This window comes from Actinomyces qiguomingii (assembly GCF_004102025.1).
Taxonomy (GTDB): Bacteria; Actinomycetota; Actinomycetes; order Actinomycetales; family Actinomycetaceae; genus Actinomyces; species Actinomyces qiguomingii.
The window spans coordinates 2,104,488-2,125,910 of record NZ_CP025228.1; the positions used below are offsets into that span (position 1 = coordinate 2,104,488).

General features: G+C 67.2%; 21 protein-coding genes. 8 read left to right on the forward strand and 13 right to left on the reverse strand.

What is annotated here, in order from left to right; genetic code table 11:
* Positions 1 to 8 precede the first annotated feature (8 nt).
* On the reverse strand, positions 9 to 1,394 hold the full coding sequence (locus CWT10_RS08645; RefSeq protein WP_103062748.1) for a M20/M25/M40 family metallo-hydrolase: 1,386 nt from the start codon (positions 1,392 to 1,394) through the stop codon (positions 9 to 11).
* Positions 1,395 to 1,434: 40 nt separating this feature from the next.
* On the opposite strand from CWT10_RS08645, the gene CWT10_RS08650 reads away from it, so the two are divergent.
* Both CWT10_RS08650 and CWT10_RS08655 read left to right on the forward strand, forming a co-directional pair.
* Complete coding sequence (locus CWT10_RS08650) at positions 1,435 to 2,052, forward strand: DUF3043 domain-containing protein (RefSeq protein ID WP_233188096.1); 618 nt, start codon at positions 1,435 to 1,437, stop codon at positions 2,050 to 2,052.
* Between the two features lie 156 nt (positions 2,053 to 2,208).
* Complete coding sequence (locus tag CWT10_RS08655; RefSeq protein ID WP_103062746.1) at positions 2,209 to 3,216, forward strand: aldo/keto reductase family protein; 1,008 nt, start codon at positions 2,209 to 2,211, stop codon at positions 3,214 to 3,216.
* A gap of 359 nt (positions 3,217 to 3,575) precedes the next feature.
* On the opposite strand, the gene CWT10_RS08660 is transcribed toward CWT10_RS08655, so the two are convergent.
* Entirely contained in the window at positions 3,576 to 4,625 is a 1,050-nt protein-coding gene (locus CWT10_RS08660) for a quinone-dependent dihydroorotate dehydrogenase (RefSeq protein WP_103062745.1), read from the reverse strand.
* Between the two features lie 140 nt (positions 4,626 to 4,765).
* Here CWT10_RS08660 and ypfJ point away from each other — a divergent pair, with 140 nt between their 5' ends.
* Positions 4,766 to 5,671, forward strand: coding sequence for a KPN_02809 family neutral zinc metallopeptidase (ypfJ, locus tag CWT10_RS08665; RefSeq protein ID WP_103062744.1), 906 nt, complete (start codon positions 4,766 to 4,768; stop codon positions 5,669 to 5,671).
* Positions 5,672 to 5,762: 91 nt separating this feature from the next.
* Here the strand turns inward: ypfJ and gap are convergent, their stop codons facing one another.
* On the reverse strand, positions 5,763 to 6,773 hold the full coding sequence (gap, locus tag CWT10_RS08670) for a type I glyceraldehyde-3-phosphate dehydrogenase (protein ID WP_103062743.1): 1,011 nt from the start codon (positions 6,771 to 6,773) through the stop codon (positions 5,763 to 5,765).
* A gap of 338 nt (positions 6,774 to 7,111) precedes the next feature.
* Here gap and CWT10_RS08675 point away from each other — a divergent pair, with 338 nt between their 5' ends.
* The 5 genes from CWT10_RS08675 (at position 7,112) to CWT10_RS08695 (ending at position 11,659) form a co-directional block, all read left to right on the forward strand.
* Complete coding sequence (locus tag CWT10_RS08675; protein WP_103062742.1) at positions 7,112 to 7,630, forward strand: flavodoxin family protein; 519 nt, start codon at positions 7,112 to 7,114, stop codon at positions 7,628 to 7,630.
* Positions 7,631 to 7,684: 54 nt separating this feature from the next.
* Entirely contained in the window at positions 7,685 to 8,032 is a 348-nt protein-coding gene (locus tag CWT10_RS08680) for a hypothetical protein (RefSeq protein ID WP_103062741.1), read from the forward strand.
* Positions 8,033 to 8,172: 140 nt separating this feature from the next.
* A complete protein-coding gene (locus CWT10_RS08685) occupies positions 8,173 to 8,970 on the forward strand; it encodes a MerR family transcriptional regulator (RefSeq protein WP_103062740.1) in 798 nt (265 codons plus the stop codon).
* Positions 8,971 to 9,137: 167 nt separating this feature from the next.
* Positions 9,138 to 10,043 (forward strand): ABC transporter ATP-binding protein, encoded by a 906-nt coding sequence (locus CWT10_RS08690; protein ID WP_103062828.1) that lies wholly within the window; start codon positions 9,138 to 9,140, stop codon positions 10,041 to 10,043.
* Complete coding sequence (locus tag CWT10_RS08695) at positions 10,040 to 11,659, forward strand: hypothetical protein (protein WP_103062739.1); 1,620 nt, start codon at positions 10,040 to 10,042, stop codon at positions 11,657 to 11,659. The genes CWT10_RS08690 and CWT10_RS08695 overlap by 4 nt, the downstream gene beginning before the upstream one ends.
* Here CWT10_RS08695 and CWT10_RS08700 read toward each other — a convergent pair.
* The 10 genes from CWT10_RS08700 to CWT10_RS08745 all read right to left on the reverse strand — a co-directional run bounded on the left by CWT10_RS08700 (position 11,649) and on the right by CWT10_RS08745 (position 21,376).
* Complete coding sequence (locus CWT10_RS08700) at positions 11,649 to 12,020, reverse strand: metal-sulfur cluster assembly factor (protein ID WP_103062738.1); 372 nt, start codon at positions 12,018 to 12,020, stop codon at positions 11,649 to 11,651. The two genes, CWT10_RS08695 and CWT10_RS08700, sit on opposite strands and share 11 nt — an antisense overlap.
* A gap of 74 nt (positions 12,021 to 12,094) precedes the next feature.
* Positions 12,095 to 12,562, reverse strand: a complete 468-nt coding sequence (sufU, locus tag CWT10_RS08705) for a Fe-S cluster assembly sulfur transfer protein SufU (protein WP_103062737.1) — start codon at positions 12,560 to 12,562, stop codon at positions 12,095 to 12,097.
* Between the two features lie 2 nt (positions 12,563 to 12,564).
* Positions 12,565 to 13,926 carry an aminotransferase class V-fold PLP-dependent enzyme gene (locus CWT10_RS08710; protein ID WP_103062736.1) on the reverse strand — a complete coding sequence of 454 codons (1,362 nt, stop codon included), beginning with the start codon at positions 13,924 to 13,926 and terminating at the stop codon, positions 12,565 to 12,567.
* A 61-nt stretch (positions 13,927 to 13,987) separates the two neighbouring features.
* Positions 13,988 to 14,737 carry a Fe-S cluster assembly ATPase SufC gene (gene sufC / locus CWT10_RS08715; RefSeq protein ID WP_103062735.1) on the reverse strand — a complete coding sequence of 250 codons (750 nt, stop codon included), beginning with the start codon at positions 14,735 to 14,737 and terminating at the stop codon, positions 13,988 to 13,990.
* A 40-nt stretch (positions 14,738 to 14,777) separates the two neighbouring features.
* On the reverse strand, positions 14,778 to 16,013 hold the full coding sequence (sufD, locus tag CWT10_RS08720; RefSeq protein ID WP_103062734.1) for a Fe-S cluster assembly protein SufD: 1,236 nt from the start codon (positions 16,011 to 16,013) through the stop codon (positions 14,778 to 14,780).
* Between the two features lie 61 nt (positions 16,014 to 16,074).
* Positions 16,075 to 17,514 carry a Fe-S cluster assembly protein SufB gene (gene sufB, locus CWT10_RS08725; protein WP_103062733.1) on the reverse strand — a complete coding sequence of 480 codons (1,440 nt, stop codon included), beginning with the start codon at positions 17,512 to 17,514 and terminating at the stop codon, positions 16,075 to 16,077.
* Positions 17,511 to 18,242 (reverse strand): helix-turn-helix transcriptional regulator, encoded by a 732-nt coding sequence (locus CWT10_RS08730; protein ID WP_103062732.1) that lies wholly within the window; start codon positions 18,240 to 18,242, stop codon positions 17,511 to 17,513. Before CWT10_RS08730 ends, sufB begins: the two co-directional genes overlap by 4 nt.
* Positions 18,243 to 18,570: 328 nt before the next feature.
* Entirely contained in the window at positions 18,571 to 19,485 is a 915-nt protein-coding gene (locus CWT10_RS08735) for a glycoside hydrolase family protein (RefSeq protein ID WP_103062731.1), read from the reverse strand.
* Between the two features lie 3 nt (positions 19,486 to 19,488).
* Positions 19,489 to 20,436, reverse strand: coding sequence for a carbohydrate ABC transporter permease (locus CWT10_RS08740; RefSeq protein ID WP_103062730.1), 948 nt, complete (start codon positions 20,434 to 20,436; stop codon positions 19,489 to 19,491).
* Between the two features lies 1 nt (position 20,437).
* Complete coding sequence (locus CWT10_RS08745; protein ID WP_103062729.1) at positions 20,438 to 21,376, reverse strand: carbohydrate ABC transporter permease; 939 nt, start codon at positions 21,374 to 21,376, stop codon at positions 20,438 to 20,440.
* Positions 21,377 to 21,423 lie beyond the last annotated feature (47 nt).

Here is a 21,423-nt window from a genome sequence, read left to right on the forward strand (position 1 = left end):
GCGCCTTGTCAATCGGCAACAGCGCCGCCGAGCCGGGCCAGCAGCAGGATCTCGGCCGTAACAATGCGTTCAAGGTCTCCCAGGTGCATGGACTCGTCCTCACTGTGGGCGCGGGTGTCCGGATCCTCGATGCCGGTGACCAAGACCTGGGCTTCGGGGAAGGTCTCCTTCAAGGTGGCGATGAACGGAATCGAGCCGCCCTGGCCAATGTTTACGGCCTCGGTGCCGAAAGCCTCCGTAAGTGCCCAGTGGGCGGCGCGTCCCGCAGGTGTATCCGCGGCGCCGTCAAACGCGGGCCCCATCTCGCCGGAACTGACGGTGAGCACCGCTCCGAAGGGGATATGCGCCCGCAGGTGCGCCTCCAGGGCGGCGAGCGCAGCGGCCGGGTCCTGACCGGGCGCGATGCGCAGGGACAGGCGCGCAGTACAGGACGGGGCGAGGACGTTCCCCGCCACCGGTAGGGCAGTCACGTCCATGCCGATGACGGCCAATGCGGGCTTGGTCCACAGCCGGGCGGTCAGGTCGCCTGTGCCGGCAAGCGCAACACCGTCCAACACGCCCGCATCAGCACGAAAGTCGGACTCGGAGTACTCCGGAGAACCCGGAGCGGCCAGGGGATGGGAGATGAGCCCTTCAACCGCAACGTCACCACGGTCATCGTGCAGGGTAGCGATCAGACGGCACATGGCAGTGACGGCGTCGATGACTGGGCCGCCGTACTGGCCGGAGTGCAGAGCGTGATCGAGCACATCAAGGCGCACGTCCACCTGCACCACGCCGCGCAGCGAAGTGGTCAGCGCCGGCACCCCCACCCGCCAATTGGAGGAATCTGCAACCACAATTACATCGGCGTCCAGCTGCTCGCGGTAGGCGCCCAGGAAGTTCTCGAAGGACGGTGAGCCGACCTCCTCCTCTCCTTCAATGAACACGGTTACCGAGCAGGGCAGCTCGCCGTCATTCAGCTCGGCGAGCAGTCGTAAGGCATGCGCATGTGTGATCACGCCGGCGCCGTCGTCCGCCGCGCCCCGCCCGTACAGCCGCTCCCCGCGCCGCTCAGCAGTGAAGGGATCGGCCTGTCGCCACTTGCCAGGATCGCCGACCGGCTGGACATCGTGATGGGCGTACAGCAGCACCCGGGGGGCTCCGGCCGGGCCCTGCCTGTGGGCGAGCACGGCGGGGCGACCGGGCCCGCCCGGGCCAGCAACCGAGCTGACACGGGCCTGAAGTCCAGCGTCCCGCAGCAGGGCGGCAACATGCTCGGCCGAGCGGCTTACCTGAGTCGGATCGTGTCCGGTCGCGGAGACGGAGGGGATGGCGACCAGATCCGTAAGATCGGCGACCACCCGTTCGAAGGAGGCGCGGACGGCCGTGCGCGCGGCTTGGGCGGTAATCATGAGTTGCAGGGTAGCGCGGTCAAGCGGCTACTCTGTTCCCGTGAGTCTGTTAGAGAAGCTGCCGTTCGGCAAACGTGAGCGGGCCGACGCCGATACGGCCAGCAAACCGACCACCGCCGTCAAGAAGTCCGGCAAGGGGCGTCCCACCCCCAAGCGCAAAGACGCGCAGTCACGCAACCTGCACCCGATCGTGCCCGCCGACCGTAAGGCCGCCAAGCGTGAAGCGCGCGCCAAGCGGGACGAGGCCTGGGAGCGCCAGCGTCAGGCGATGCAGACCGGTGACGACCGCTACCTGCCGCCCCGTGACAAGGGCCCGATCAAGCGGTACATCCGCGACTACATAGATGCTCGCTTCTCCCTGGGCGAGTTGTTCATGCCACTGACTCTGCTGCTGATGATCGTGTTGATCGGCTTGTCCGCCCTCCGGCCCCTGATCAGCTACTACTTCATGTTGGCTATCTACCTGTTCCTGTTCGTTGCGATCGGCGACGCCGTGATCTGCTGGCGGCAGCTGCGACGCAGGCTGTACGCCAAGTTCGGCAGTGACAAGGTCCAGGAGCAGGGGATGATCTTCTGGTACATCTTCTCCCGCTGCTTCAATCTGCGTCGGTGGCGGCAGCCCGTCCCGCAAGTGGCCCGCAGGCAATATCCAGACTGAACGCAGGATGGCCGTTGGCTGAACGTCGACTGAACACCATCCGCCCCACCCCTCGTCGAGTTCGGTCGATATGACCGTCGAGTTCGGTCGATATGACGGCGCAGGTCAACGAACAATATTGTTGCATGGGCGTACTTACCGGGCTAGGCTGAAGTCATGGTCGCATATCGTCATCTCGGCAACTCCGGACTCAAGATCACCGAAATCACTTACGGCAACTGGCTCACCCATGGATCCCAGGTGGAGGCGGACACCGCCATTGACTGCGTGCACACGGCACTGGACCTGGGCATTACCAGCTTCGACACCGCCGATGTGTACGCGAACACAGTCGCAGAGGAGGTTCTGGGACAGGCGCTGAAAGGACAGCGTCGCGAGTCCCTGGAGATCTTCACTAAGGTGTACTGGCCCGTCGGCCCGAAGGGCCCCAATGACGTAGGCCTGTCCCGCAAGCACATCATGGAGGGCATCGACGGCTCGCTGCGCCGCCTGGGCATGGACTACGTCGACCTCTACCAGGCGCACCGCTACGACTATGCCACACCGTTGGAGGAGACCATGCAGGCCTTCGCCGACGTCGTCCGCTCAGGCAAAGCGCTGTACATCGGCGTCTCGGAGTGGACCGCCGAGCAGATCCGCTCCGGTCAGGAGCTCGCCACCCAGATGGGCTTCCGCCTGGTGTCCAACCAGCCGCAGTACTCCGCCCTGTGGCGTGTCATCGAGGACAAGGTGGTGCCCACCTCCACCGAGCTCGGCATGGGCCAGATCGTCTGGTCGCCGATGGCCGAGGGCGTCCTGTCCGGTAAGTACCTGCCCGGGCAACAGCCGCCGGCCGGCTCGCGCGCCACGGACGAGAAGGGAGGCAAGCAGATGATCAGCCGCTGGATGCGCGACGACGTACTCACCGCCGTCCAGAAGCTGAAGCCGATTGCCGACGACGCCGGGCTGTCCATGCCGCAACTGGCCATCGCGTGGGTACTCCAGCACGACTTCGTCTCCGCTGCACTCGTGGGCGCCTCTCGCCCCGAGCAGTTGAAGGAGAACGTAAAAGCATCCGGTGTCAAGCTGGGTGCGGACATCATGGCCGCAATCGATGCGGCTTTGGGCGACGTCGTCGAGCACGATCCGTCCCTGACCCGCTCCCCCGAGCAGCGTCCCGCCTGACGCGCCGAAGCAGAAACCCGAGACCGGTCGATGGCACAGCCATTTCGACCGGTCTCGGTGCTTTTTGGCTCTTCCGATTTTAGGGAGTAGCGGGTGGATGCGGGCCCGGCTCATAGCCAAAGACGTCCCAGTCGATCGGACAAGGAAGGGCCCCCTCCCAGCACACGCCCTCAGACTCGGCGGATTCATGCGGACCTGGGCGCAGCGCCGGGCCGAGGAACATCGTTCGTGCCGAATCCGGACACTCCCCCCGACCCGCCAGTCCCACCGACCGAACTCGATGGTAATAACGACCGAACTCGGCAAACACAGCCCCAAACCGGAAGAGCTGGTGATTTCGACCGGTATCGGTGGGTGGGTCAGTTCAGGGGACGCGGGGTGGTCGCCAGGGCGCGGTTGATGCGCCCGGGCCAGGCCGGGCCGTTGTAGATGAAGGCCGTGTAGGCCTGCAGCAGATCCGCACCGGCGTCGAGCATCAGTTCGGCGTCCATGATGGAGGAGATGCCGCCGACGCCGATGATGATCGGGCCCTCCCCCAGCCGGTTGCGTAGCCGACGTACGACCTGCAGCGAGCGCGGCAGCAGCGGCGCGCCGGACAGGCCGCCCTCCCCCAGGTCGTGGTCGATAGTGGTGTTGGTGGCCACCACCCCGTCCAGCTTCATGTCCAGGACCAGGTCGGCGACGGCATCGATGTCGTCCTCGGCCAAGTCCGGCGCAATCTTGACCAGCAGCGGCACGTGGCGGCGGGCGACGTCGTCAGCGGCCTCGCGCACGGCCGCTAGGATCGGGCGCAGCGCCTCGACGGCTTGCAGGCCGCGCAGGCCGGGGGTGTTGGGGCTGGAGACATTGACGACCAGGTAGTCGACCCAGCGGGCGACCTGCGCGGCGGAGTAGGCGTAGTCATCGGCGGCCCGGTCCAGTGGTGTGGTTTTGGTCTTGCCGATGTTGGCCCCGACGACGATCGATCGGCCGCGTGCGCTGGAACGCAGTCGCCGCAGCCGCTCGGCGGCCTCGTCGGCCCCGGAGTTGTTGAATCCCATGCGGTTGCGGACGGCGCGGATGGTCGGGTAGCGCCACATGCGGGGCTTGTCGTTGCCGGGTTGGGGACGGGCGGTGAAGGTGCCCACCTCCACGAAGCCGAAGCCGAGCATGTCCATGCCCTCCACGGCCTGCCCCTTCTTGTCCATGCCCGCGGCCAGTCCGAGGATCCCGGGGACGGGGCGCACGAAGGGCCCGCCCTGGTTCGCCGACGGCACGGGGAAGGCGGGGCGGCGCCCGAAGGCCTGCCGGACGACGTCGCGCACGAGCGGCACCTTGCTGGTGGCCTCGATCGCCTCCAGACAGACGTCGTGAATACGTTCCGGGTCGATGCGGTTGAAGACGGTCTTGTACAGCAGCTCGTACAGCACGTGTCCAGACTACTCGTACCGCCTCATCCGGGCCGCAGCCCCGAGCGGTGTTGGCATTGCCGAGCTGCCTTCTCCGCTAGCCTTGATTCACCAGTTCCCATCATTACGACCACCAGCAACGTCCGGCAACGAGGTGTTAAGTGTCCTTCAACCGTAATATCAAACTCGATCCGAACCGGGTACAGACTCGCTCTGGGGGCCGCCGAGGCGCCGCGATCGGCGGCGGCTCGGCGCTGGTGGTCCTGGCTGTCTTCCTGTTCTCGCAGATGACCGGTATGGACCTCACCGGCCTACTCGGTGATCAGGACACTGCCCCGGGCACAACCTCCTCCTCCACGATCGACACCTCCATGTGCACCAGCGGGGAGGCCGCCAACCAGTTCACCCAGTGCCGCATGATTGCGACCGCCGAGTCGCTCGATGCGGTCTGGAACGAGCAGCTTCCGGCCCAGGCCGGAACCGCTTACGCCGAGCCCGGATTCGTCCTGTGGGACGGGCAGTCGGTGTCGACGGCGTGCGGCTCGGCCACCAGCGCCGTCGGCCCCTTCTACTGTCCGGGCGACTCCAACGTGTACCTGGACATGAGCTTCTTCTCCGACATGGAGTCCACGCTCGGCGCTCAGGACACCCCGCTGGCCGAGGAGTACATCGTCGCCCACGAATTCGGCCACCATATCCAGAACCTGCTTGGCGTCATGGACTCCGCGGATCGCTCCCGTAGTGGCGCCGACTCCGACTCGGTGCGCACCGAGCTGCAGGCCGACTGCTACGCGGGCGTCTGGGTGCATTACGCAGCCACCACTCCCGATCCCGACACCGGCACCGCCTTCCTGGTCGAACCCACCCGGGAGGAGATCGCCACCGCCATCAATGCCGCCGAGTCGGTGGGCGATGACCATATTCAGCAGCGCTCCCGCGGCACCGTCAACTCCGACACCTGGACGCACGGCTCCTCCGAGCAGCGGGTGCGCTGGTTCACCACCGGCATGACCTCCGGTTCCCTGGAGCAGTGCAACACCTTCGCCGTGGCCGGCTCCCAGCTCTGAGGGGACCCGCCGCCCGGTGGACGACGGGTCCCGTCAGGGGCGCCGCGACGTCACGCCTCGCCGAGTGCTCCTGGCAGTGCTCCCGGAGCCGTCAGGCGGCCAGCTGTGAGCCGATCCGGTAGGAGAACTCAACGAGCCGGTTGGAGAAGCCCCACTCGTTGTCATACCAGCCGAAGACCTTCACCTCGTTGCCGACGACCGCGGTCAGCGGGGCATCGAATATCAACGAATGCGGGTTGCCGACGATGTCGCGAGAGACGATGGGCGCCTCGGAGTACTGCATATACCCGGCCAACGGGCCGTTCTCTGCGGCCTCCCGGAAGGCCGCGTTGACCTCCTCCACGGACGTGGTCCGGCCGGCGACGATGGTCAGGTCGGTGATTGAGCCGACGGGAACCGGTACGCGCAGGGCGGCCCCGGTCAGGCGCCCCTCCAGTTCGGGAATGACCACTCCGATGGCGCTGGCCGCTCCCGACGACGTCGGGATGATCGACTCCGCGGCGGCACGGGCGCGGCGCAGGTCGCGGTGCGGTGCGTCGTGCAGGCGCTGGTCGCCCGTGTAGGCGTGAACCGTGGTCATGAGTCCGGTTTCAATGCCCACCAGGTCGTTGAGAACCTGCGCCAGCGGCGCCAGCGAGTTGGTGGTGCACGAGCCGTTGGAGAAGACGTCGGCGGCGTGAACATCGAGCTCGCCGTCATTGATGCCCAGGACGAAGGTGGGAACGTTGCCCTTCGCGGGGGCGGAGACGATCACCTTCCTGGCCCCGCCCTCCAGGTGGGCGGCGGCCTTGGCTGCGTCCGTGAAGAATCCGGTGGACTCGATGACCACATCGGCACCCACGCTGTCCCACGGGATATGGGCGGGATCGGGCTCGGAGAAGACCGCGATGCGTCGGCCGCCCACCATGAGCGCCTCACCGTCGACGTGCACGTCTTCCAGGCGGCCGCCAACGGAGTCCCACTCGAGCAGGACGCCCAGCGTGGCGGCGTCGGTGAGGTCGTTGACGGCGACGACCTCCACGTCCGCGTGGTTGGCCAAAGCCGCCCTGAGATAGGTGCGGCCGATCCGACCGAAGCCGTTGATTCCGATTCGCACAGTCATGCCTGTTCTCCCTTGCCTGTTGGTCGTGGACAGTTGTCGCTCACGGACGCGGCCGCGAGCGGCCGGTTGGCAGAGGCCTACGGCGTGCCGACCTCCATCCCACGACGCGCAGCTGCGAATCCTCTGCGGCTCCACTGGCAAGGTGGCGGGCAGTGCCTAACTCCCGACACACAGTTCCGTGAGCCTTGGCCCTACTCGGAGTTTCTTCACCGCCGGGCCGGCCAGCGGCTCCGAACCGCGCCATCGCAACCGGTACCCGCTTGCGTGCGACGTGACGTCACACCCGACGCTGGGTGTGTCCGCCCCACCCGGGGCACCGCCGGCAACCGGGAGAAACCATGCCCACCGCACCCACCGCGCTCATCGTCGTCGAGTCCTGCTTCGGCAACACCCGGGCGATCGCCGAGGCCGTCGCCGCCGGGCTCACTGATGCCGGAGCACAGGCCCGCATCAAGGACGTCGCCCAAGCGCCAGGCTCGCTGCCCGCGAAGCTCGACCTACTGATTCTGGGAGCTCCTACCCACAACCGGGGACTACCGACCGCAGCCACGCGCACCCAAGCTCATAAGCAGGCCGGTGCGGCCGTGCCGAACAGCGGCATGCGCGAATGGCTGGCGCGCACCACCATTCCGGCCGTCCTCACCACGGCCGTCTTTGACACCGTGACGTCCAAGAGCTGGCTGAGCGGCTCGGCGGCCAAGGCGATTATCAAGGCCCTGCGGCGCGGGCGGGGCCGGGATGCACCGTCGATCAGGAGCTTCCTGGTTCAAGGGCAGTCGGGGCCCCTGGCCGACGGCGAGGAGGCGGCCGCCCGCACCTGGGGGCGTGCTCTGGCGGCCTCGACGACCAACGTTTGATGCCCGCCTCACGGCGAACACTCACATCCGACAACCTTCCGTAAGGAGAGCAAAATGACGACCAGCAACACCAAGAACCGGTTGAGCGGCCGCGCCATCACCGGGATCTGCCTGACCGCCTGCGGGATTATCACCATCGTCTGGGGAGGCACGGTCGTGCCGGTCAGCATGTTCAGCGGCGACTTCATGTCCTTCGCGACCGGGGGCCTGGTGCTCATCGCCCTCGGCGCGTACCTGGTCACCGCACTGCCACCGGCTCTGCGCATCGCGGCCGTCTGGCTGGCGGCGTTGGGCCTGATCGCCTACCTGTTCGTCATCGGCATGGAGACGATCGTGGCGCTGATCGGCTGCGTCCCGGTCCTGGGGTTCGCGGTTTGGCTCAGCACCAGGCTGTGGCGCTGAACGGCCGTTGTTGGGCCGGTGACAGCGGAGTCGTAGGCGCCTACGGTGGTCCCATGAGCCCCGCCTGTGATCCCCCCGACCCGTCCGCCGCCCTGCCCTGAGGACACCTCGGCTCAACCGAAGGAGACACGACCCCTCCCATGCGCGTCGCCGAAATAGCCCGGCTCACCGGCACCTCCGTTCGCACTGTGCGCTATTACCACTCGCTGGGTCTGCTGCCCGTGCCCGAGGAGCGGGGCGGCTGGCGCGACTACGACCTCAGCCATGTGGCCCGCCTGTCACGCATCCGCTGGCTGGTCCAGGCCGGCGTCCCGCTGAAGGCCATCGGACACATACTGGGCCGGTCCGCCGAGCAGGAGGAGGGCCCGGATGCCGCGGCAACCGTCATCGCCGACCTGTCGGGAGCACTGGACGCCGTACAGGAGCACCTGGACGGGGTGCTGCGGCAGCGGGACATGCTGATCGGCCTGCTGAAGCGCGCGCAGGAGGGCTTGACCGTCTCCCCGATGCCGCCGCGCATGGTGGCCTTCTTCGACCGTCTGGAGGCGGCCGCGCCCGATGAGCGGACACGGGCGGCCGTGCGCCGTGAGCGCGACCTGGTCGATGTGGCCTGCTACAGCGGGCGTATGCCTCCCGCTGCCGAACTGATCTTCCCCGAGCCCGACGACGGTGAGGACGCCGAGGCCCTGGCGGCCTACGGCAGGGACACCGCGGGCCTTAGTAATGCGCAGATCGAGGAGCGCGCGGCGGACAACATCGCCAGATTCGAACGGGTTCTGGGGCCGCAGCGCTGCCGGGAGCTCGCCGAAGACTTCGACACTGCCAGTGTCCGCCCCCTGTTCCAACTGATTGCCACGGTGGAACCGGGGTATGCGCGGATGGCGGAGGCGATGGAGAGGCTGTTGATCGAGGCGATCGCCCGCTGGCGCGCACGGTGAACACGCAGTACCGGCCGACACCGCCCGTCGCCCGACGCCGGGCCGCGACACGCCGGGCGAGCGCCACACGGCACGCTTGAGTGCGACGCGACGTCACACCCGAGCCTGGGTTCATGCCGCGTAAAGACTCTGCCACTAACGACTCCGCCACCAAGCCCGCCGCCGCAATGGACTCCCGCCGCCCCGAGGGCGCCATTGAGATCAGCGGCCTGGTCAAGACCTTCGGACGCCTGCACGCCGTCGACGGCCTGGACCTGAACGTACGCCGCGGTCAGATCCATGGCTTCCTCGGTCCCAACGGCGCCGGCAAGTCCACCACGATTCGCGTACTGCTGGGCATGTACCACCGCAGCGCCGGCGAGGTGCGGGTGCTGGGACTCGACCCGGCGCACGCGGCGAAGGCCATCACCCGGCGCACCGCCTACGTACCCGGCGACGTGGCGCTGTGGCCGGCCCTGACCGGGGCGCAGACTCTGGACGCCTTCGCCGCGCTGCGCGGCCGCCGCGATCGCCGCCGTGAGGCGGAGCTGATCGAGGCATTCAGTCTGGATCCGTCCAAGCCGGTGCGCAGCTACTCCAAGGGCAATCGACAGAAGGTCGCGCTCATCGCGGCCCTGGCGGCGCCCTGCGAGTTGCTCATCCTGGATGAGCCCACCACCGGGCTCGATCCGCTCCAGGAGGAGATTTTCCAAAGGTGCGTGCGTGAGGCGGCCGCCGCGGGCCGCACGGTGCTGCTGTCCAGCCATCTACTGGACGAGGTGGACCGCGTTTGCGACGCGGTCACCATCATCAAGGACGGGCGCACCGTGGAGGCCGGCACCCTGGCCGCGCTGCGGCACCTGCGCGACTCGACGATCACCTGCCGCCTGCCGGACGGCGCCATACCAGGACTACCACACGGCATCAACGCCCCACCGGCGGGGGCCGACGGCGTGACGCGAATATCGGCGCCCGCCGAAGACGTCCCGAATACGCTGAGCGCCCTCATCGCCGCGGGCGCCCAGGGACTGACCTGCACCCCGGCGTCCCTGGAGGACCTGTTCCTGCGTCACTACGAGGGCCAGGCCCGATGATCACGCCGTCGACACTCATGCCATACGCCTTGCGCACCGCCCGCATCATCGCCCGCGAGGAACGCGCCTGGCTGCTGACCCTGCCGACGGCGGTCGCCCTGCTGACCGCCCTACTCGCCCCGAGCTATGCGACCACTTACGCCACTGCCGAAGACCTGGCGCGCGCCGTGGCGATGAGCCGGATATCCAAGTCGCTGACGGCTCTATACGGCAAGTTGCCCGAGGGTGCCGACGCGGTGCAGCTCGCGGTCTGGGAACTTGGGGCGCTGACCTGCCTGCTGCTGGGGATCGTGATGGTGCTGCGCACGGTGGCGGCCTCACGCGCCCAGGAGGACGGCGGGCGTTCGGAGATGCTGCGCGGTGGCGGCGTTGGTCCGGTCGCCGAGCTGGTCGGCATCTGCCTGGCACTCGGCGCGCAGTGTGCGCTGCTCGGCATGGGCGCGGGCTTGGGGCTGCTGGCCTTAGATGGGGTCGGGGCAGCGGACGGAGCGGCCTACGGGATCGCTGTGGGCGGCTTGTGCGGGCTGGTGGCAGCCACGACAGCGTTGCTCGCACAGCTGACCACCGACGCCACCGGGGCGCGCAGCGCTGGGCTGACGACCCTGGCTCTGCTATATGCGGGGCACGGGGTGTGGGCCACCCAGGGGTGGGGGTGGGCGGGCGCCTGGTCGCCCTTCGCACTGCGCGGCGCTATGGATCCCGGCGGAGAGAACCACTGGCCGCCCGGCGCGGTGGCGGGCGCCGCCCTGCTGGTCCTGCTCGCCGCGGCGGCGGGCGCGGCGAGCCGTCGCGACCTGGGGGCCGGGCTGATTCAGATCGGGTCCGGACATCGGCGTCCGCTGCACGCTCTTGGCCCGGTGACGCTCGCGCTCCGACTCTCTCGCGGCCAGCTGCTGGCGTGGGCGCTGGCCGCCGCCGTCATTGCCGGGGTACTCACGGCCATGGGCGAGAACATGGTCGAGCTGGCCCGGCAGGGAGCGGTGGACGGCGGCACCTTCGGCTCACTGCTCGGCGCTGGTGACCCGGGCGAGGGATTCTTAGGCTATATAGGCGTGCTCATGGCGGCCCTGGCCTGCGCGCAGGCAGTGGTGCTGGCGGGGCGTTTCGCGGCCGAAGAGCGCTCCGGGCTGGTTGAGGCGGCACGCGGCACCGGCACCGGGCCGGCACGACAACTGACCGCCTGGTGTCTTGTCTCCCTGGTGGCCGCATCCCTCACACTCGGTGCGGCCGCGCTGGTGGCGGGTCTGGTGGGACGCGCGCTACTGGATACCACCGCCGCTGACGCGCTGCGGCTAATCGCCGGGCAGTGGCCCGCCGCAGCGGCCAGCGCGGGCATCACTGCACTGCTGGGCGGGCTCTGGCCTCAGGCGCGGTGGCTGGCCTGGGCGCCGCTGCTCGTCGGCCTGGGAATCGCCCAGCTCGGCCCCAGCCTGAACCTGCCCCAGTCGGTCATGGATGCGGGCCTGTTGGCCCAGGCGGGCCAGCCAACAGCGGTCTGGCTGCTGCTGGTCGGCGGGGCCGGGATTGCATCGGGCGTACTGGCGGTGCGCAGCCGCGACCTGCGCCCCACCTCCGGACGGCGGTCCGGCTCGGCTGGCCCGCGGGTCAGACGTTGAAGCCGAGCGCGCGCAACTGCTCGCGGCCCTCCGGGGTGATCTTGTCCGGTCCCCACGGCGGCAGCCACACCCACTGCACCCGCACCTTGTCGGCTATCAGTCCCAGCGCCTGCTGCGCCTGTTCCTCAATCAAGTCGGTCAGTGGACAGGCCGCCGTGGTCAGGGTCATGTCGAGCACTACGGTGCCGTCCGGCTCAATGGAAATGCCGTACAACAGGCCCAGGTCTACAACGTTGATGCCCAGTTCGGGGTCAATAACGTCGCGTAGGGCCTCCTCAACGGCGGCGACGTCGATGTCTGCTGGGCCGCTGGGCGCGTGTTGAGCGGCCATCGGGTTGGTTTCCTGGGCGATCTCGCTCATAACTCCTCCTGGTGGGGGTTGCGGGATGTGTGAGTTTTCGGGCCGATGCGGGCGTTGGCCCCCAGGACCGGCAATCAGCTGACCTTGGCGCCGTGCAGGGGAACGCCCGCCTTCAGTAACGCATCTTTGAGTGCAATCCATCCCAGCAGCGCGCACTTGATGCGATTGGGGTACTTCGAGACGCCCTCGAAGGCGGCGGCGTCCTCCAACTCATCCAGTACCACGTCATCCACGCCGCGACCGCGTGAGTGCATGAGGGTGTCGAAATCTGCTTCCAGCCTGGCCACAAAGTCAAGGTCGGCGCCGACCACAAGGTCGTGCATGATGGAGATGGAGGCCTGAGAGATGGAACAACCGTCCCCCTCCCAGCCAAGCGCCTCCAGGCGTCCGGCGACGACTCGCACGCCCAGGGTGACCTCGTCACCGCAGGTCGGGTTCACCTGATGGGAGACGGCATCGGGAGACTCCAGAGCACCCGCACCGTGGCGTTCGCGCGAGTGGTCGAGGATGACTTGCTGGTAGAGCTGGTCGAGATCGTTCATGGTCACCTCTGGAAGTAGCCGCGGACGGAGGCGACGGCGTCAAGGAAGCGGTCGATCTCCTCGGGCGTGGTCACCGGACCGAAGGATACGCGTGAAGAGGACGGCACTGCGAAGTGGGCATGGATCGGCTGGGCACAGTGGTGGCCGGTGCGCACCGCCACCCCGGCGGCGTCGAGCACCTGCCCCACGTCATGAGGATGCACGCCCTCTAGCGTGAAGGACACCACCCCGACGCGGTCATGCGTATCCTCCGGACCGAGGATACGCAGGCCGGGCACCTCCGCCATACCGCGCACAGTCCGGTCCAGCAGAGCCTGTTCGCCGGCGTACAGGCGCCCCATGCCCACCTCGGACAGGTAGTCGACGGCGGCGTGCCAGCCGGCAGCCTGGGCGAGCGGCTGACTGCCGGCCTCGAAACGCGCGGGCGCGGGCATGTAGGTGGAGGAGGCCATGGTGACGGTCTCGATCATGGAGCCGCCGGTAAGCACCGGCGGCATGGCGTCCAGCAGCTCCTCGGTGGCCACCAGGGCGCCGATGCCGGTTGGTCCCAGCATTTTGTGACTGGACAGCACCATAGCGTCCACGCCGGCTGCCACCAGGGCGGCGAAGTCCACCGGGAGGTGCGGGGAGGACTGGCAGGTGTCGAGCACCACCAGCGCCCCGGCGCTGCGGGCGGCGGGCAGGATCTGCGCCAGCGGGGTGATTGCGCCGGTCACATTGGATACGTGGGTCAGTGCGAGTATCCGGGTGCGATCGGTGATCACCTTCACGCTGCTCGGATCGATGCGGCCGTCCTTCGTCAGGTCCAGCCACCGCAGAACGGCACCGGTGCGAGCGGCCAGCTCCTGCCAGGGCACCAGATTGGCGTGATGCTCGGCCACGGTAACCACGATCTCATCGCCGGGGCCCACACGCAGGCGGGCGCTGGGGTCGGTGCCGGCCGCCGGCCCGCCGTGCCCGGCGGGCCGGCCCGCGCTGGCATGTCCAATGGCCAGGGCCACTAGGTTCACGGCCTCGGTGGCGTTCTTGGTGAAGACCAGTTGGCTGCCGCGGGCGCCCACAAAACCCGCGACGGCCTCGCGGGCGTCCTCCCACGCGGCGGTGGCCTCATCGGCCAGCTGGTAGGTAGAACGTCCGGCAGCGCCGTTGGACCGGCCGTAGAAGTCGAACTCGGCGGCCATCACGCCGACAGGCTTCTGACTGGTGGCGGCCCAATCGAGGTATGCCAGTGCTTCACCATTGCGGGCCGGCCGCTCCAGGTAGGGGAAGTCGGCGCGCAACGCCGCCACCTCTTTGGGAGTTAAGGGCGTGTCACCATCGGGCAGGGCATCCTCCTGCTCCTGGTGCTCAATGGTTTGGGTCATTGCCGGTGGCCTCCTGTGGGAGGGAGTCTGCTGGTCATATGTGGGGGCGTCGGCGGATGGTTCAGACCAGGAACCGGTCGTAGCCCTCATCCTCCAGACGGTCGGCCAGGTCCGCACCGCCCTCCTCGGCCACCCGTCCATCCACGAACACGTGAATGTGGCTGGGCTTGATATAGCGCAGGATGCGCGTGTAGTGGGTGATGAGCAGGAAGCCGGCGTCGGAGGAGTCGTGCAGCCGGTTCACGCCCTCGGAGACGATGCGCAGGGCGTCAATGTCCAGGCCGGAGTCGGTCTCGTCCAGAATGGCGAAGCGGGGCCGCAGCAGCTCCATCTGCAAGATCTCGAAGCGCTTCTTCTCACCGCCGGAGAAACCGGCGTTGACATCGCGCTGGGTGAAGGAGGTGTCGATGCGCAGGTTCTCCATCGACTGGTTGACCTGACCGATCCACTGGCGGACCTTGGGGGCTTCGCCGTCGATGGCTGTCTTGGCGGTGCGCAGGAAGTTCGCCACTGTCACGCCGGGTACCTCCACGGGGTACTGCATGGCCAGGAAAAGGCCGGCGCGGGCACGCTCGTCAACGCTCATATCCAAAAGGTCCACGCCGTCGAGCAGCACCTCGCCCTCGGTGATCTCGTAGTCGGGATGGCCGGCAATGGAGTACGCCAGCGTGGACTTGCCCGAGCCGTTGGGGCCCATGATGGCGTGAACCTCGCGTGAGTCCACGGTCAAGTCCACGCCCTTGAGGATGGGCTTGGGACCGTCGTTGGTGGCGACCTGGACGTGAAGGTTCTTGATTTCGAGGGTGCTCATAGATGCTTTCTTCTTTCGTGGGGAAAAGTGCTTGGGGGGGTCAGAGAGCCGCTGCCTCATGCTCGCGGGCGGATACGAGCCCGGTGAGTTCGAGCTCCTTCTCAATGGCGGCCATGAGCCGCTCCTCCACCTCGGGGACGCGGATCTCGGCGACGATCTCGTTGAAGAAGCCGAGAACCACCAGGCGTCGGGCCTCCATCTCCGGGATACCGCGGGCGCGCAGATAGAACAGCTGCTCGTCGTCGAAACGGCCGGTGGCCGAGGCATGCCCGGCCCCCTCGATATTGCCGTTCTCGATCTCCAAATTGGGTATGGAGTCCGCCTTGGCGCCCTCGGTAAGTACCAGATTGCGGTTGAGCTCGTAGGTGTCGGTGCCGCGGGCGCCGGCTGCGATCAAGCAGTCACCGACCCACACGGAATGGGCACCCTCGCCCTGCAAAGCTCCCTTGTAGGCCACGCGGGAGTAGCAGTGCGGCTCGGTGTGGGCCACATAGGGGCGGTGCTCCTGGTGCTGACCGGCGTCGGTGAAGTACACGCCGTAGGCGTCAATGTGTCCACCCTCGCCCTGGAAGCCGAGGTCGGAGCAGATTCGCACGTCCCCGCCCAGGGAGACAACGACGTGTTTGAGGTTGCCGCGCCCCTCCACACGCACCCGGTGATTCGAGGCGTGTACGGCGGCGTCCTCCCAACCCTGAATTGTCACCAGGGTCAGTTCGGCGCCCTCGCCCACGGTTACCTCGACGGTCTGGGTCAGCGCCGCAGTGCCACGGTGGTCAAGCACGATAGTGCCGACGGCGTCCGGCTCGGCGGCGACGCGGATGTGCTGGGCGGCGGGGTGGGCCAGTTCCGGATCGGCTCCGGTGATGGTCATGCGCGCAGCCCGCTCCAGGTCCACACCCGCTCGCAGCGTGAGTACGGTTGAATCCTGGAAGGCGGCCCAGGCGACGACGCCGGTGCGGTCCACTGGCGCCCCGACGACTCCCAGGCGCGGATCGTCGCGACGTACGGTTTCGACGTCGGCTCCCGCCGGAGCATCGACATCGACGCCGATCACACCGCTGCCGGTACCGGCGGCCACGGCGTCGAGATCGAACAGTGGAGCGAAGCGCTTGGTGGGAGTGAAGCGCCACTCCTCCTCACGTCCGTGAGGCACGGGGATGTCGGCGGGATCGAAGGAGGTGGGCCGCTCGGCACGCGAGGACACGTAACGACGTCCGCCGTGAGTGTGCGCCCCCTCCAGCGATGCGCGCGAGTGGTCGGTCTTGAGTTCGGGCATTGGTGCTCCTTGCCGGCCTGCCGCCGGCGGCTTGTGATCGGGGGTAGACGGGGACGGCGACTTAGCCGACGGAGTTCTCCATTTGCAGCTCGATGAGCCGGTTGAGCTCCAGGGCGTACTCCATGGGCAGCTCGCGGGCGATCGGCTCGACGAAGCCCCGCACAATGGTGGCCATGGCCTCGGTCTCGGTCAGGCCGCGCTGCATCAGGTAGAATAGCTGATCGGCGCTCACCTTCGACACGGTGGCCTCATGCCCCATCTCGACATCATCGGTGCGGATATCGACATAGGGGTAGGTGTCGGAGCGGGAGATCTCATCGACCAGCAGGGCGTCGCACAGCACATTGGACTTGGAGTGCCGGGCGTTCTTCTGCACCTGCACCAGGCCCCGGTAGCCGGAGCGGCCCCCTCCGCGGGAGATCGATTTGGACACGATGTGGCTGGACGTATGCGGCGCCATGTGGACCATCTTGGCGCCGGTGTCCTGGTGCTGACCGGCGCCGGCAAAGGCAATGGACAGGGCCTCGCCGCGAGCGTGGGGGCCCATGAGGAAGACCGCGGGGTACTTCATGTTCCGCTTGGAACCGATGTTGCCGTCCACCCATTCCATGGTGGCGCCCTCGGCGCAGGTGGCCCGCTGGGTGACCAGGTTGTAGACGTTGTTGGACCAGTTCTGGATGGTCGTGTAGCGCACGCGCGCGTTCTTCTTGACGATGATCTCCACGATGGCCGAGTGCAGGGAGTCGGTGGAGTAGATGGGGGCCGTGCAGCCCTCCACGTAGTGGACGTAGGAGCCCTCGTCGGCGATGATCAGGGTGCGCTCGAACTGGCCCATGTTCTCGGTGTTGATACGGAAGTAGGCCTGCAGGGGGATCTCCACCTGCACACCCGGGGGCACGTAGATGAAGGAGCCGCCCGACCACACGGCCGTGTTCAGGGCGGCGAACTTGTTGTCACCGGCGGGCACGACCGAGCCGAAGTACTCCTGCATCAGCTCGGGGTACTGCTTCAGGGCGGAGTCGGTGTCCAGGAAGATCACGCCCTGTTCCTGCAGATCCTCGCGGATCTGCTCGTAGACAACCTCGGACTCGTACTGTGCGGCGACTCCGGCGACGAGGCGGTCCCGCTCCGCCTGGGGGATGCCGAGGCGGTCGTAGGTGTTGCGGATGTCCTCGGGGAGGTCCTCCCAGGAGTTGGCGGGCCTGTCCGTGGAGCGGACGAAGTACTTGACCTGGTCCATGTCCAGGTCGGACAGGTCCACGCCCCAGCTGGGCATGGGCTTGCGTTGGAAGATCTCATAGGCCTTCAGCCGCTTTTGCAGCATCCACTCGGGTTCGCCCTTAAGCGCAGAGATCTCGCGCACCACCTGCTCATCCAGGCCACGCCTGGCGGACATGCCGGCGGCATCTGAGTCGCGCCAGCCGTACTCGTAGACCTCGGAGATCGAATCAATGATCTCATCGTCGCTGCTGCGCACAGCTTCCGTCACGGGTGCTGTCATGAGTTTCCTTCCGTTGTCCGGGGCCGACGGCTCCGCTGGTCCGCCGCCCGCACTGCGCGTTTACGCAGCGTGGGCATGGCGATGGGTACATGGGTGGTACACACGTGCTCGCCGCTGGCAAGGGTGGCCAGGCGTTGCACGGGGACGCCGAGCAGCCGAGAGAAGGTGCGGGTCTCGGCGTCACACAGTTCATGGAAGTGCCCGGCCACGTCCCGCACCGGGCAGTGTCCCTGGCACAGCTGCACCGCGAAGGTGCCGTCGCCCACCGCGCGCACGGTGGCGGCGTAGCCGTCCAGGGTCAGTGCGTCTGCGAGGGCGCGCGCCCGATCGGCCGGATCCTTGCCGGCGGCCTCCACCACCGGCATGTAACGACGCTCTAGATCGCGGCCGCGCGAGGCGGCGAAGGAGTTGATCGCCTTCTCACCGCCGACATGAGACAGGTAGGACAGGGCGCGGTTGGCCAGCTCCGAGTACCCCTCACCGAAACTGGTGCGAGCCTGCGCGGTGGCTACGTAGAAGCGCGCCGGGCGCCCGCGACGGCGCTTGCCGCCCACTGAGGGGTTGTGAACCTCGATCTCGCCGGACTGCTCAAGGGCGGTGATATGGCGTCGCACCGCTGCCGGAGTCAGATCCAGGACCTTGGCCAGTTGCGCGGCGGACACCGGTCCCTTCTCGGCGATCAGGTCAAGGACCCGGGAGCGGGTTGAGTCATCGTCGGCCTGGCTCATGGTTAACTCCTCTCCGCGTCTGCGCGGTGCGGGCGGCGGGCCGCGGGATGGCTCCGCCTGCGTGCACCAAACTTTAACGAACATCTTCGTTCCCAAATTCCGGTCTGGCAAGTTTCTGGCGCGGCGTCGGCACGTGCGATATCGCACGTTGGCGGCGGGAATGTTTCGCCGGACGTTTGCCCGAACATACTCCCACCCCCACCTGCCGAGTTCGGTCGACATGACTGCCGAGTTCGGTCGACATGACTGCCGAGTTCGGTCGACATAACGGCGGCCCGGGTGCCCCATGGACATCCCGGGCCGCCGCAGGTGGCGATCAGTGCCTGCGCTACCGGCGTTCTGCGAGCTCGATCTCAGCCCATGGCAGCGGGTCCGGTACGGAACCGACGAATGCGCCGTCGACGATGTTGTTGAACCCGGTCAGCACCCACTGCCCGTTCCGCAAGCGGAACAACTGTCCGGCATACAGATGCTCCGGCCGCACGTAACGAGCCGCATTCACATCCCAGGGCCCCAGCGGCCCCTCCCCCTCGGCGACCCACACACCGCCGGCTCCGGGCTCGGCCTGCATGTCATCGCCACAGGAGAAGACCAGCAGGTTGCGTCCATCGACACTATGGGACTGGCTGACCTCGAGCTGACCGAACACGCTCGGCTCGGTCAAGGGAGGCAGCACCTCCCAGTGGTCGAGGTCCTCGGATACCGCATGCCCGATCACGCCGGCGTGCTTGCGGTTCACGCCCCGGGCACGAGCGGTGATGAGCATGTGCCAGCTGCCGTCGTATGCGAATACGAAGGGGTCCCGCCACGGCTCATCCCACGGGTGGCCGGGATGCCACTTCTCATACCAGCGCCCGTCCGCCTCGAGTGGCTGTGCACAACGGCGCTCGAAGGTGACGCCGTCCTCTGAATCAGCCCAGCCGATCCGTTGCACCATGCCGCGCTCAGCCCGGGAGATGCCTGTGTAGAACACCCGCATCCCGCCGCCGGGCTTGTGGATGGTGCAGCCCGTCCAGATGGCTTGGTCATCAAACGCCGGCCCGTCGGAGTGCACCAGCGCATCGGGGAGCAGCCTCCAGGAACGGGCGTCATCGGAGACGGCGTGTCCCAGCGAGGCGCGCCAGTGCCGCCGTTCCGGATCATGCAATGCCCGGGAGGCGCGCAGGAAGAACAGGTGGTAGTGCTCGCCGTCCTCGGCCATCCAGTGGTCCCACAGCCAGTGGTCTGCGAGTTCCAATCCCATCGCTCACCCCTTGACCGCGGTGCCGGCCAGCGACTGCACGAAAGACCGTTGGAACAGGACGAAGATGACCAACACCGGCAGGGTGATCAAAGTCCCGTAGGCCATGATCTGTCCCCACACGGGGTTGAGCTGGAAGAAGTACTGCATCCCCACGCTCACCGGTCGCATGGATTCTTGCTGCACCACCATCAACGGCCACAGGTAGGAGTTCCAGGCAGGAAGCATGGTGATGATGGCTACGGTCGCAAAGGTGGGTCCGGACAGCGGCACCACAATCTTGCGGTAGATGGTCCACCAGCTCGCGCCATCCACACGGGCCGCCTCGTCGATCTCCTTGGGGATGTCGCCGAAGTGCTGGGCGAACAGGAAGATCGCCAGGGCGTTGGCTACATACGGCAGGATCTGCACCTGGTAGGTGTTGAGCATGCCCTGCTTGAGCAGGAAGCCGTCCACGGCCCACTGTATGGAGGGCAGCTTCGCTACCCAGAACACCAGCGGCACGGCGATGGTCTCGAAGGGCACCATGAGCGTGGCCAGCACCAGGGACAGAATCAGGTTCTTGCCCTTCCAACGCATGCGCGAGATGGCGAAGCCGATCATGGAGTTCACGATCAGGCCCAGGCCCACGATCGCGACGGTAACGATGACGGAGTTGGCGATGAAGCGTCCGGCCGGAACCCGCTCGAACACGCCCTCGTAGTTGTCCAAGCTCAGATCCCCTACCGGCAGGAAGGCCTTGAGTGTGCCCAGGTGGGCGAAGATCTGCGCATCGGGCTTGAGAGAGGAGAAGATCATGAACAGCAGAGGGAAGACGGCGACGATGGCCGCCACGGTCAGTCCCAGGTAGGTCAGGATCTTCGAGCGGCGCTTGGTGGCGGCACGCCCGCGTCGCCGCACAGTTCTCTGGGCGGTCTGTTCCGGCGCGTCAACGGCGTTGGTTGCAGTGGTCATATCAGTCATCCTCCCTGGTCAGGCGCCGCTGGATGAGGCTGATCACCAGAACGGCTATGAAGAAGATCAGCGAGATCGCGCTGCCGTAACCCATGTCCTGTTCCCGGTAGCCCTTGCGCACGGCGTGGTAGACCAGCGTGGAGGTGGCATCCTGCGGACCGCCGGAGGTCATCACATCCACCTGGACGAACAGGCCCAGGGCGGCGATGGTTATGGTCACCAGGATGAACACCATGGTGGAGTGCAGGCCGGGCCAGGTCACGTAGCGAAAGCGCTGCCAACCGTTGACACCGTCCAGCGCGGCCGCCTCATACAGCGCCGGGTCGATGCCCTGCAGCCCGGACAGCCAGATGATCATGTGCAATCCGACCGCCTGCCAGATGGACAGCAGGATGATAGCCGGCATGGCCGTGCCGGGATTGTTCAACCAGGCGACGGCTGTCCAGCCGCCACCGGTGAGGGTGTTGAGGATCGAGTTGAACAGGCCGTCCTTCTCGTAGAAGAAGCTCCACAGGATGGACACGACCACCATCGAGGTGACCACCGGCATGAAAATCATGGTCCGGAAGGCGGTTACTCCCCTCACCTTCTGATTGACCAGGATCGCCAGCGCCAGCGCGAGCCCGGACTGGCAGGGGACGACGACGAGCGCGAAGAAGGCCGTATTGGTCAGTGAGCGGATGAAGGTCGGGTCGCTGCTGAAGGCGCGGATGAAGTTGTTCAGCCCGATGAACGCGGGCGGGTTGGGGGAAATCAGCCGCGCGTTGGTGAAACTGAGGGCGAAGGTCAGCACGATTGGAATGCCCAGGAACAGCAGAAGCAGCAGCAGGGCCGGCGATGACATCAGCCAGGCGGTGCGGGCCTCCTTGCGCGCAGCCGATGAGCGGCTACTGCGCGCCCCCACGTCCCGAGTTGGTGCAGTGGTTCTTGAAGCAGACATGAGTGGTCCTTCCCGGCGGGGCGCCGAAGCGCCCCGCCGGTGTTGGG

Excerpts from the sequence above, each read along its gene's own strand:
- CWT10_RS08645 (WP_103062748.1), bottom strand. The coding sequence starts at position 1,394 with ATGATTACCGCCCAAGCCGCGCGCACGGCCGTCCGCGCCTCCTTCGAA.
- CWT10_RS08655 (WP_103062746.1), top strand. The coding sequence starts at position 2,209 with ATGGTCGCATATCGTCATCTCGGCAACTCCGGACTCAAGATCACCGAA.
- gap (WP_103062743.1), bottom strand. The coding sequence starts at position 6,773 with ATGACTGTGCGAATCGGAATCAACGGCTTCGGTCGGATCGGCCGCACC.
- CWT10_RS08675 (WP_103062742.1), top strand. The coding sequence starts at position 7,112 with ATGCCCACCGCACCCACCGCGCTCATCGTCGTCGAGTCCTGCTTCGGC.
- CWT10_RS08680 (WP_103062741.1), top strand. The coding sequence starts at position 7,685 with ATGACGACCAGCAACACCAAGAACCGGTTGAGCGGCCGCGCCATCACC.
- CWT10_RS08685 (WP_103062740.1), top strand. The coding sequence starts at position 8,173 with ATGCGCGTCGCCGAAATAGCCCGGCTCACCGGCACCTCCGTTCGCACT.
- CWT10_RS08690 (WP_103062828.1), top strand. The coding sequence starts at position 9,138 with ATGGACTCCCGCCGCCCCGAGGGCGCCATTGAGATCAGCGGCCTGGTC.
- CWT10_RS08695 (WP_103062739.1), top strand. The coding sequence starts at position 10,040 with ATGATCACGCCGTCGACACTCATGCCATACGCCTTGCGCACCGCCCGC.
- CWT10_RS08700 (WP_103062738.1), bottom strand. The coding sequence starts at position 12,020 with ATGAGCGAGATCGCCCAGGAAACCAACCCGATGGCCGCTCAACACGCG.
- sufU (WP_103062737.1), bottom strand. The coding sequence starts at position 12,562 with ATGAACGATCTCGACCAGCTCTACCAGCAAGTCATCCTCGACCACTCG.
- CWT10_RS08710 (WP_103062736.1), bottom strand. The coding sequence starts at position 13,926 with ATGACCCAAACCATTGAGCACCAGGAGCAGGAGGATGCCCTGCCCGAT.
- sufC (WP_103062735.1), bottom strand. The coding sequence starts at position 14,737 with ATGAGCACCCTCGAAATCAAGAACCTTCACGTCCAGGTCGCCACCAAC.
- sufD (WP_103062734.1), bottom strand. The coding sequence starts at position 16,013 with ATGCCCGAACTCAAGACCGACCACTCGCGCGCATCGCTGGAGGGGGCG.
- sufB (WP_103062733.1), bottom strand. The coding sequence starts at position 17,514 with ATGACAGCACCCGTGACGGAAGCTGTGCGCAGCAGCGACGATGAGATC.
- CWT10_RS08730 (WP_103062732.1), bottom strand. The coding sequence starts at position 18,242 with ATGAGCCAGGCCGACGATGACTCAACCCGCTCCCGGGTCCTTGACCTG.
- CWT10_RS08735 (WP_103062731.1), bottom strand. The coding sequence starts at position 19,485 with ATGGGATTGGAACTCGCAGACCACTGGCTGTGGGACCACTGGATGGCC.
- CWT10_RS08740 (WP_103062730.1), bottom strand. The coding sequence starts at position 20,436 with ATGACCACTGCAACCAACGCCGTTGACGCGCCGGAACAGACCGCCCAG.
- CWT10_RS08745 (WP_103062729.1), bottom strand. The coding sequence starts at position 21,376 with ATGTCTGCTTCAAGAACCACTGCACCAACTCGGGACGTGGGGGCGCGC.